Below are 10,539 nucleotides of genomic sequence, written 5' to 3'. Positions count from 1 at the left end.
CATCAGGCAGTTTTGCGTTTGCCCGCAATCTTAGGGGACATTTAGCGGCCCCATTTATTTCTCACTTTTCCGCCTCATCATCGCGCGTTAATTTCTTTTCATAATCGCGTTTTACAATATCCAGCGCACGCAGCACGGTGCGCGCTGGGATCTGATTTTCTTCCAGCAGCACAATCAAATCGACAGCCAGTTTGACATCGTCAGGGGCATTTTCCAGTGACATACTCTCTCCATTGCTAGCGGGTTAAACGCGCTAACCTGTTTTCGATTTTTTCCAGCGCATGGCGGCAGCGTGCCAGGCGCGCTTCATAGGCTTCGACTTCACGATGCAGCGTTTGCTGTTCCACGAGATCGGTCACCCGCGCCAGGCGGGCTCGACGTTCGGCTACCATCTCACGTAGCCGCCGCTCAAAATCCTGATGCTGAATACGTTTACGCTGCCAGCGGGCAATTTTCGGTGGCGCACTGTCCCACTCGCGCAAGGACCAGGCGGAGGCTTCACGCGCGATGGCTTCCAGTTGTGCAGCCAGATGTTCCGCCAGCCAGGCCACTTGCGGCAGCTGTTGCTGCTCAACCGCATGACGAAGCGCAGCCAGATTATCGCCCGCCTCATCGAGACAAGCCTGTAGTGTTGTCGCACGGGTCTGAAAAAGGTGCCTGTCAAAACGGGCACTTAGCGTGGCAAATTGCGCTACCGGGGCACAACGCTGACGCAGCGTGGCGAGCTGTCCTTCCAGTTTTTCCAGCAGCAGGGCGGTTTTCACGATAAGACCTCAATGAAAATGATAATTGTTATGCTAAAGTAGCCACTCTGTAAGCTGACAACACTCAATATGCAACGAATCATTTTAATCATCATTGGCTGGCTGGCGGTAGTGCTGGGTACGCTGGGCGTGGTATTACCGGTATTACCGACGACGCCGTTTATCCTGCTGGCGGCCTGGTGCTTTGCCCGTTCTTCCCCGCCCTTTCACGCCTGGTTGCTGTACCGCTCATGGTTTGGCAGCTATCTACGTTTCTGGCAGAAACATCATGCGATGCCGCGCGGCGTCAAACCGCGGGCGATTTTGCTTATTTTGCTCACGTTTGCCATTTCTCTGTGGTTCGTCCAGATGCCATGGGTGCGCATCATGTTGCTGGTAATTCTCGCCTGTTTGCTTTTTTATATGTGGCGAATTCCGGTGATTGATGAAAAGCAAGAAAAGCACTGAAGCACAACAATCGCAGTTGCAATTATTGCGTACAGCCAGTACATTCTGGCGTTTTCGAGCACAGGCGCAGGCGGTCAAAGGTTAAACAACTGATACTTTTGATACGCTTAAGACGCGCCGTGAGTACCACCGTAACAAGCAGGCATACACTTATGACCGCGACTGCACAGCAGCTTGAGTATCTCAAAAATAGCATCAAAAGCATTCAGGACTACCCAAAACCCGGCATTCTTTTCCGTGATGTCACCAGCTTACTGGAAGACCCGAAAGCTTACGCTCTCAGCATCGACTTGCTGGTTGAGCGTTACAAAAATGCGGGCATTACCAAAGTTGTCGGCACCGAAGCGCGTGGCTTCTTGTTTGGCGCTCCGGTAGCTCTGGGTCTGGGCGTTGGCTTTGTACCGGTCCGTAAACCGGGCAAACTGCCGCGTGAAACCATCAGTGAAACTTACGATCTGGAATACGGCACCGATCAGCTGGAAATCCACGTTGATGCCATCAAACCGGGCGATAAAGTTCTGGTGGTGGACGATCTGCTGGCAACCGGCGGCACTATTGAAGCGACGGTTAAACTGATCCGTCGTCTGGGTGGTGAAGTGGCTGACGCTGCGTTCATTATCAACCTGTTCGATCTCGGCGGCGAACAGCGTCTGGAAAAACAGGGCATTACCAGCTACAGCCTTGTCCCGTTCCCGGGCCATTAATTATCGCCAGCCTTGTGCTGTCCACGCTACGGACAGCACAAGATGTGCATTCAGCCTCGCCGTTCTGACGGGGCTGTGTTAGCATTACCCCTTCGTGAATCCACCTTCCAGCGTTTCAGAGCCTGCCAATGAGTTATCAGGTCTTAGCCCGAAAATGGCGCCCACAAACCTTTGCTGACGTCGTCGGCCAGGAACATGTGCTGACCGCACTGGCGAACGGCTTGTCGTTAGGGCGTATTCATCATGCTTATCTTTTTTCCGGCACCCGGGGCGTCGGAAAAACCTCTATCGCCCGACTGCTGGCGAAGGGGCTAAACTGCGAAACTGGCATTACCGCGACGCCGTGCGGCGTGTGCGATAACTGTCGTGAAATTGAGCAGGGGCGCTTTGTCGATCTGATTGAAATCGACGCCGCCTCGCGCACCAAAGTCGAAGATACCCGCGACCTGCTGGATAACGTCCAGTACGCGCCAGCGCGTGGTCGTTTTAAAGTTTATCTGATCGACGAAGTGCATATGCTGTCGCGCCACAGCTTTAACGCACTGTTAAAAACCCTTGAAGAACCGCCGGAGCACGTCAAGTTTCTGCTGGCGACGACCGATCCGCAGAAATTGCCGGTGACGATTTTGTCACGTTGTCTGCAATTTCATCTCAAGGCGCTGGATGTCGAGCAAATTCGCCATCAGCTTGAGCACATCCTCAACGAAGAACATATCGCTCACGAGCCGCGGGCGCTGCAATTGCTGGCACGCGCCGCTGAAGGCAGCCTGCGAGATGCCTTAAGTCTGACCGACCAGGCGATTGCCAGCGGTGACGGCCAGGTTTCAACTCAGGCGGTCAGTGCGATGCTGGGTACGCTTGACGACGATCAGGCGCTGTCGCTGGTTGAAGCGATGGTTGAAGCCAACGGCGAGCGTGTAATGTCGCTGATTAATGAAGCCGCCGCTCGTGGTATTGAGTGGGAAGCGTTGCTGGTAGAAATGCTCGGCCTGTTGCACCGCATTGCAATGGTGCAACTTTCCCCTGCTGCACTTGGCAACGACATGGCCGCTATCGAGCTGCGGATGCGTGAACTGGCGCGCACCATACCGCCGACGGATATTCAGCTTTACTACCAGACGCTGTTGATTGGTCGCAAAGAATTACCGTATGCGCCGGACCGCCGCATGGGCGTTGAGATGACGCTGTTGCGCGCACTGGCGTTTCATCCGCGTATGCCGCTGCCTGAGCCAGAAGTGCCACGCCAGTCTTTTGCGCCCGTCGCGCCAACGGCAGTAATGACGCCAACCCAGGTGCCGCCGCAACCGCAATCAGCTCCGCAGCAGGCACCGACTGTACCGCTCTCAGAAACCACCAGCCAGGTGCTGGCGGCGCGCCAACAACTGCAGCGCGCACAGGGAGCAACCAAAGCAAAAAAGAGTGAACCGGCAGCCGCTACCCGCGCGCGGCCGGTGAATAACGCTGCGCTGGAAAGACTGGCTTCGGTCACCGATCGCGTTCAGGCGCGTCCGGTGCCATCGGCGCTGGAAAAAGCACCAGCCAAAAAAGAAGCGTATCGCTGGAAGGCGACCACTCCAGTGATGCAGCAAAAAGAAGTGGTCGCCACGCCGAAGGCGCTGAAAAAAGCGCTGGAACATGAAAAAACGCCGGAACTGGCGGCAAAGCTGGCGGCAGAAGCCATTGACCGCGATCCTTGGGCGGCACAGGTGAGCCAACTTTCGCTACCAAAACTGGTCGAACAGGTGGCGTTAAATGCCTGGAAAGAGGAGAGCGACAACGCAGTATGTCTGCATTTGCGCTCCTCTCAGCGGCATTTAAACAACCGCGGTGCACAGCAAAAACTGGTTGAAGCGTTGAGCACGTTAAAAGGTTCAACGGTTGAACTGACTATCGTTGAAGATGATAATCCCGCGGTGCGCACGCCGCTGGAATGGCGTCAGGCGATATACGAAGAAAAACTTGCGCAGGCGCGCGAGTCCATTATTGCGGATAATAATATTCAGACCCTGCGTCGGTTCTTCGATGCGGAGCTGGATGAAGAAAGTATCCGCCCCATTTGATCGTAAGCACAGCTTACGTTCGTCATCCTTAACGTGATTGAGAGAGAAACCTATGTTTGGTAAAGGCGGTCTGGGTAACCTGATGAAGCAAGCCCAGCAGATGCAAGAAAAAATGCAGAAAATGCAGGAAGAGATCGCGCAGCTGGAAGTGACCGGCGAATCTGGCGCAGGTCTGGTAAAAGTGACCATCAACGGTGCACACAACTGCCGTCGCGTAGAGATCGACCCGAGCCTGCTGGAAGACGACAAAGAGATGCTGGAAGACCTGGTGGCTGCAGCATTCAACGACGCGGCACGTCGTATCGAAGAAACGCAGAAAGAAAAAATGGCCTCTGTATCCTCCGGAATGCAGCTGCCGCCTGGCTTTAAGATGCCGTTCTGATGCAAACCAGCCCGCTGTTAACACAGCTTATGGAAGCACTGCGCTGTCTGCCGGGCGTTGGCCCGAAGTCGGCGCAGCGTATGGCGTTCACGCTGCTTCAGCGCGATCGTAGCGGCGGGATGCGTCTGGCGCAGGCGCTCACCCGGGCGATGTCGGAAATCGGCCACTGCGCCGATTGCCGCACCTTCACCGAACAGGAAGTCTGTAACATCTGTTCGAATCCGCGTCGTCAGGAAAACGGTCAAATCTGCGTGGTGGAGAGTCCGGCGGACATTTACGCCATTGAGCAGACGGGGCAGTTTTCAGGTCGTTATTTTGTGTTGATGGGACATCTGTCACCGCTGGACGGCATCGGTCCGGATGATATCGGCCTTGATCGTCTGGAACAGCGTCTGGCAGAGGAAAAAATCACTGAAGTGATCCTCGCCACCAACCCCACGGTTGAAGGTGAAGCTACCGCTAACTACATTGCCGAGCTTTGCGCGCAATATGACGTGGAAGCCAGCCGAATCGCTCATGGCGTACCGGTTGGCGGCGAGCTGGAAATGGTCGATGGCACCACGCTGTCACACTCCCTTGCCGGGCGTCATAAGATTCGTTTTTAAGCAAACGAGAGCAGGATCACCTGCTCTCGCTTGAAATTATTCCTCCTTGTCCCCATCTCTCCCTCATCCTGTTTTTAACCTTAAAATGGCATTATTGAGGTAGACCTACATGAAAGGACAAGAAACTCGTGGTTTTCAGTCAGAAGTGAAACAACTTCTGCACCTGATGATCCATTCTCTCTATTCCAATAAAGAAATCTTCCTGCGTGAGCTTATCTCTAACGCCTCCGATGCGGCGGACAAGCTGCGTTTCCGCGCGCTCTCTAACCCGGACCTGTACGAAGGTGATGGCGAACTGCGCGTTCGTGTCTCTTTCGATAAAGACAAGCGTACGCTGACCATTTCCGACAACGGCGTGGGGATGACCCGCGACGAAGTGATTGACCATCTGGGTACTATCGCTAAATCCGGCACCAAATCATTCCTCGAATCGCTGGGTTCTGATCAGGCGAAAGACAGCCAGCTGATCGGTCAGTTTGGTGTTGGTTTCTACTCCGCGTTTATCGTGGCTGATAAAGTGACTGTGCGCACCCGTGCGGCAGGCGAAAAACCAGAAAACGGCGTGTTCTGGGAATCGGCGGGTGAAGGTGAATACACCGTTGCCGACATCACCAAGGAAGATCGTGGTACTGAAATCACCCTGCATCTGCGTGAAGGCGAAGACGAGTTCCTCGATGACTGGCGCGTGCGCTCTATCATCAGCAAATACTCCGACCATATCGCGCTGCCGGTAGAGATCGAAAAACGCGAAGAGAAAGACGGCGAAACCGTTATTTCCTGGGAGAAAATCAACAAAGCGCAGGCGCTGTGGACCCGTAACAAGTCGGAAATCACCGACGAAGAGTACAAAGAGTTCTACAAACACATCGCCCACGACTTTAACGATCCGCTGACCTGGAGCCACAACCGCGTTGAAGGTAAGCAGGAGTACACCAGCCTGCTGTACATCCCGTCGCAGGCACCGTGGGATATGTGGAACCGCGATCATAAGCACGGCCTGAAACTGTACGTCCAGCGTGTGTTCATCATGGACGACGCAGAACAGTTCATGCCGAACTATCTGCGCTTCGTGCGTGGTCTGATTGACTCCAGCGATCTGCCGTTGAACGTTTCCCGTGAAATCCTCCAGGACAGCACCGTAACCCGCAACCTGCGCAATGCGCTGACCAAGCGTGTGCTGCAAATGCTGGAAAAATTGGCGAAAGACGACGCGGAAAAATACCAGACCTTCTGGCAACAGTTTGGCCTGGTACTGAAAGAAGGTCCGGCGGAAGATTTCGCTAACCAGGAAGCGATCGCCAAACTGCTGCGGTTTGCTTCTACACATACCGACTCTTCTGCGCAGACCGTGTCTCTGGAAGACTACGTTTCCCGCATGAAAGAAGGGCAGGAGAAAATCTACTACATCACCGCAGACAGCTATGCGGCAGCGAAGAGCAGCCCGCACCTGGAGCTGCTGCGTAAGAAAGGCATCGAAGTTCTGCTGCTTTCCGACCGCATTGATGAGTGGATGATGAACTATCTGACTGAGTTCGACGGTAAACCGTTCCAGTCTGTGTCTAAAGTTGACGAGTCGCTGGAAAAACTGGCTGACGAAGTTGATGAGAGCGCGAAAGAAGCGGAGAAAGCACTGACTCCGTTCATCGACCGTGTGAAAGCCCTGCTCGGCGAGCGCGTGAAAGATGTCCGTCTGACTCACCGTCTGACCGATACGCCAGCGATTGTCTCTACCGACGCGGACGAAATGAGTACCCAGATGGCGAAACTGTTCGCTGCGGCGGGCCAGAAAGTACCAGAAGTGAAATACATCTTCGAACTGAACCCGGATCACGTACTGGTGAAACGTGCGGCAGATACTGAAGATGAAGCGAAGTTCAGCGAGTGGGTAGAACTGCTGCTGGATCAGGCGCTGCTGGCAGAACGCGGCACGCTGGAAGATCCGAACCTGTTTATTCGTCGTATGAACCAGCTGCTGGTTTCCTGATGTAATGCCGGATGACCCTCGTGTCATCCGGCATTTTTCTTTTCATCATCTGTCCTTTCCGCAAATTATCTCGCCATTAACCGTTTCAGCCTCAGGTGCCTTTCTTGAGGCAATCGCCTGATGGTGGTATCGTTTATCGCTTTTTCAAAAAATTCGACACATTTTAAGGGGATTTTCGCAATGCGTATCATTCTGCTTGGCGCTCCGGGCGCGGGGAAAGGGACTCAGGCTCAGTTCATCATGGAGAAATATGGTATTCCGCAAATCTCCACTGGCGATATGCTGCGTGCTGCGGTCAAATCTGGCTCCGAGCTGGGTAAACAAGCAAAAGACATTATGGATGCTGGCAAATTGGTTACCGACGAGCTGGTGATCGCGCTGGTTAAAGAGCGTATTGCTCAGGAAGACTGCCGTAATGGTTTCCTGTTGGATGGCTTCCCGCGTACCATTCCGCAGGCAGACGCGATGAAAGAAGCGGGCATCAACGTTGATTACGTTCTGGAATTCGACGTACCGGACGAACTGATTGTTGACCGTATCGTAGGCCGCCGCGTTCACGCGCCGTCTGGTCGTGTATATCACGTTAAATTCAATCCGCCGAAAGTAGAAGGCAAAGACGACGTTACCGGTGAAGAACTGACTACCCGTAAAGACGATCAGGAAGAAACCGTGCGTAAACGTCTGGTTGAATACCATCAGATGACTGCACCGCTGATCGGCTACTACTCCAAAGAAGCGGAAGCGGGTAACACCAAATACGCGAAAGTTGACGGCACCAAACCGGTTGCTGAAGTTCGCGCTGATCTGGAAAAAATCCTCGGCTAATTCGAAAGCGCGCACGGACAGTCCCTTCGCTCCTTCGGGGAGAGGGTGAGGGGAACAGGCCTACAAACTTGTCAGTTTGTAGGCCGGATAAGGCGTTCGCGCCGCATCCGGCATGAACAAAGCGCACTTTGCCAGCAACTGGAGGCTGGATACGCTTCCGGCCTTTAACAAGGACGTAAATATGCGTTATCGCTGTTTATTACCAACAGGTATTTTATTGCTTGCGTCATTGCTGACAGGGTGTGAAATGCCTATGTGTTACGTCGGTGTAGCTCTTTCTCATGTTACAAGTAATGATAAAGTTAATGAAAAACAAGAGCTTCCTGATGCTCAGGTGGGCCAGTATTACGAAGCCGTCGTAAAAACGACCATAAGTTGGTATGAAGCCCCGGACATTCGTCCCGAAAAGCCTGAAACTTTGCCTGAAGGCATACAAATGTCATTTTGGGCAAAAAACAAAGAGGGTGAACTTTTCCCCATCACGGAAGAAAATGCAGAGTTTCTGAAAAAGAATACAGATTCTCTGACCGAAGAGGCGTGGGTAAAATTTTCAGGCACTCCCCAGAAAGCCGGAGAGTATACGATCAGGACCACTTTCAGAACGCCTACACCAATGTGTGGTAGGGCATCAAATTTAATCTGGCCATATACACTTAACGTCAATGGTACCCCCGTGACGCAATAGCACCTTCTGGAAAATCTGGCGCTGGCAAAAATCTCTCATTAAAGATACAGCGCCTTATGATATTTTCTGATTTAGCCTCTCACAGCAATTAGTTCTTCTTCTTCACTTTTCCGCTACAATTATCAACAAGTTGAATCGATAAGAGGCGGTAATGCGTCAGACTAAAACCGGTATCCTGCTGGCAAACCTGGGTACGCCCGATGCCCCCACACCTGAAGCGGTAAAACGCTATCTGAAACAATTTTTAAGCGACAGACGCGTGGTTGATACCTCACGGCTGTTGTGGTGGCCGTTGCTGCGCGGCGTAATTTTGCCGCTGCGCTCACCGCGCGTAGCTAAGCTGTACGCCTCGGTCTGGATGGAAGGCGGCTCGCCGCTGATGGTTTACAGTCGCCAGCAACAGCAGGCGCTGGCACAACGCTTACCGGATATGCCCGTGGCGCTGGGAATGAGTTATGGCTCGCCATCACTGGAAAGCGCCGTAGATGAACTACTGGCAGAGCATGTAGATCATATTGTGGTGCTGCCGCTTTATCCGCAATACTCCTGTTCAACGGTCGGTGCGGTATGGGATGAACTGGCACGCATTCTGGCGCGCAAACGTAGCATTCCGGGGATATCGTTTATTCGTGATTACGCCGATAACCACGATTACATTAATGCACTGGCGAACAGCGTACGTGCTTCTTTTGCCAAACATGGCGAACCGGATCTGCTGCTGCTCTCTTATCATGGCATTCCCCAGCGTTATGCAGATGAAGGCGATGATTATCCGCAACGTTGCCGCACAACGACTCGCGAACTGGCTTCCGCACTGGGGATGGCACCGGAAAAAGTGATGATGACCTTTCAGTCGCGCTTTGGGCGGGAACCCTGGTTGATGCCTTATACCGACGAAACACTGAAAATGCTCGGAGAAAAAGGTGTCGGTCATATCCAGGTGATGTGTCCGGGCTTTGCGGCGGATTGTCTGGAGACGCTGGAAGAGATTGCCGAGCAAAACCGTGAAGTCTTCCTCGGTGCGGGCGGTCAAAAATACGAATATATTCCGGCGCTTAATGCTACACCGGAACATATCGAAATGATGGCTAATCTTGTTGCTGCGTATCGCTAAAGCTGAGCGGTAAAGAACTGAGCGCCGTCGCGAAGAGCATCGTCGGCGGTTTTCATCATCCGTGAATAATGCAAAAAGGCGTGCAGCGTGCCTGAGTAGAGTTTGAACTTACAAGGCTGCTGATGTGCCGCTAACGTCTGGTAAAGCAGACGGCTGTCATCCAGCAGAGGGTCGAACTCTGCCCCAGCGATAAAGCAGGGCGGTACTTCGCGGGTGAGATCATTATTAAACAGGCAATAATACGGCGACTCGCGGTCTGTGTCGTGGCTTAAATACGCCTCTTCATACATCTGTAAATCCTGTTGCGTTAAGCCATCCCAGACACCGCCCAACAGACGACGAGTCACGGAATCCCGTAATCCGTAAAGCCCATACCACAGCAAAACGCCCGCAACTTCACCGCAATCGATCTGTTTATCACGTAACCACAACGCACCGGCGAGCGCCAGCATTGCGCCTGCAGAATCACCAGCAAAACCAATGCGTGACATATTGATTTGATAATCCTCTGCCTGCTGGTGGAAGTGGCAACAGGCAGCCACAATTTCCTCTATTGCCTGCGGAAAATGTGCTTCCGGCGAAAGAGTGTAAGCAATACCAATCACTGTACATTGGGTGTAATTTGCCAGCAGTCGCATAATCCGATCGTGGGTATCAAGATTGCCGAGAATAAAACCACCACCATGCAGATAAAATAGTGTCGCCGGGCTGTGACTTTTGGGTGAGTAGAGGCGAGTCTCGACCTGACCATAAGGTGTGGGAACCATGTAAGCGCTGGTTGCCATTTCTGGAGCGCCCGCATTCCAGAATCGGCGCTCAAGTGTGTAATACTGTCGTTGCTCAGCAATCGTTCCCGTTGCGGGCCAGGGCGGTAAATCCGGCTGAAGAGTATTCACAACGGTCTTCATTTCAGCAGAAATAAGGTCCAGAACGGGTAATTTGTTTTCCGGCTTCATGCAAAAACTCCTT

General features: G+C 53.0%; 12 protein-coding genes and 1 other annotated feature. Of the genes, 9 read left to right on the top strand and 3 right to left on the bottom strand.

Annotation, left to right across the window (positions count from 1 at the left end; translation table 11 throughout):
• Nucleotides 1–61: 61 nt before the first annotated feature.
• Both rsmS and priC read right to left on the bottom strand, forming a co-directional pair.
• The gene (gene rsmS / locus FQ015_RS22265) at nt 62–223 is read right to left on the bottom strand and encodes a pleiotropic regulatory protein RsmS (RefSeq protein WP_000051146.1); all 162 of its coding nucleotides are present in this window, start codon (nt 221–223) and stop codon (nt 62–64) included.
• Nucleotides 224–236: 13 nt separating this feature from the next.
• Nucleotides 237–764, bottom strand: coding sequence for a primosomal replication protein N'' (priC, locus tag FQ015_RS22260; protein ID WP_000844848.1), 528 nt, complete (start codon nt 762–764; stop codon nt 237–239).
• A 69-nt stretch (nt 765–833) separates the two neighbouring features.
• Between priC and FQ015_RS22255 the strand changes: the two genes are divergently transcribed.
• From FQ015_RS22255 to hemH, 9 genes are all read left to right on the top strand, one after another.
• A complete protein-coding gene (locus FQ015_RS22255; RefSeq protein WP_160524518.1) occupies nt 834–1,211 on the top strand; it encodes a DUF454 family protein in 378 nt (125 codons plus the stop codon).
• A gap of 152 nt (nt 1,212–1,363) precedes the next feature.
• The gene (gene apt, locus FQ015_RS22250) at nt 1,364–1,915 is read left to right on the top strand and encodes an adenine phosphoribosyltransferase (protein WP_000127356.1); all 552 of its coding nucleotides are present in this window, start codon (nt 1,364–1,366) and stop codon (nt 1,913–1,915) included.
• 128 nt (nt 1,916–2,043) lie between these two features.
• The gene (gene dnaX, locus FQ015_RS22245) at nt 2,044–3,975 is read left to right on the top strand and encodes a DNA polymerase III subunit gamma/tau (protein WP_160524517.1); all 1,932 of its coding nucleotides are present in this window, start codon (nt 2,044–2,046) and stop codon (nt 3,973–3,975) included.
• Nucleotides 3,308–3,372, top strand: a sequence feature (DnaX frameshifting element). It overlaps the preceding gene by 65 nt.
• 52 nt (nt 3,976–4,027) lie before the next feature.
• Nucleotides 4,028–4,357, top strand: coding sequence for a YbaB/EbfC family nucleoid-associated protein (locus FQ015_RS22240; protein WP_000467098.1), 330 nt, complete (start codon nt 4,028–4,030; stop codon nt 4,355–4,357).
• Nucleotides 4,357–4,962 carry a recombination mediator RecR gene (gene recR, locus FQ015_RS22235; protein ID WP_001195025.1) on the top strand — a complete coding sequence of 202 codons (606 nt, stop codon included), beginning with the start codon at nt 4,357–4,359 and terminating at the stop codon, nt 4,960–4,962. The genes FQ015_RS22240 and recR overlap by 1 nt, the downstream gene beginning before the upstream one ends.
• A gap of 109 nt (nt 4,963–5,071) precedes the next feature.
• Nucleotides 5,072–6,946: a molecular chaperone HtpG gene (gene htpG / locus FQ015_RS22230; protein WP_000678201.1), complete on the top strand. Its 1,875-nt coding sequence runs from the start codon at nt 5,072–5,074 to the stop codon at nt 6,944–6,946.
• Nucleotides 6,947–7,126: 180 nt separating this feature from the next.
• Entirely contained in the window at nt 7,127–7,771 is a 645-nt protein-coding gene (adk, locus tag FQ015_RS22225; protein WP_001220233.1) for an adenylate kinase, read from the top strand.
• 181 nt (nt 7,772–7,952) lie between these two features.
• Nucleotides 7,953–8,456: a hypothetical protein gene (locus FQ015_RS22220; RefSeq protein WP_160524516.1), complete on the top strand. Its 504-nt coding sequence runs from the start codon at nt 7,953–7,955 to the stop codon at nt 8,454–8,456.
• A 151-nt stretch (nt 8,457–8,607) separates the two neighbouring features.
• A complete protein-coding gene (gene hemH, locus FQ015_RS22215) occupies nt 8,608–9,570 on the top strand; it encodes a ferrochelatase (RefSeq protein WP_160524515.1) in 963 nt (320 codons plus the stop codon).
• On the opposite strand, the gene aes is transcribed toward hemH, so the two are convergent.
• On the bottom strand, nt 9,567–10,526 hold the full coding sequence (gene aes / locus FQ015_RS22210) for an acetyl esterase (protein ID WP_160524514.1): 960 nt from the start codon (nt 10,524–10,526) through the stop codon (nt 9,567–9,569). The two genes, hemH and aes, sit on opposite strands and share 4 nt — an antisense overlap.
• Between the last annotated feature and the right edge of the window lie 13 nt (nt 10,527–10,539).

It is taken from the genome of Escherichia sp. HH26CH (genome assembly GCF_009820205.1).
Classification (GTDB): domain Bacteria; phylum Pseudomonadota; class Gammaproteobacteria; order Enterobacterales; family Enterobacteriaceae; genus Escherichia; species Escherichia coli_F.
The sequence above is the reverse complement of the archived record's forward strand: the minus strand, read 5'-3'. Positions and strand labels throughout refer to the sequence as shown.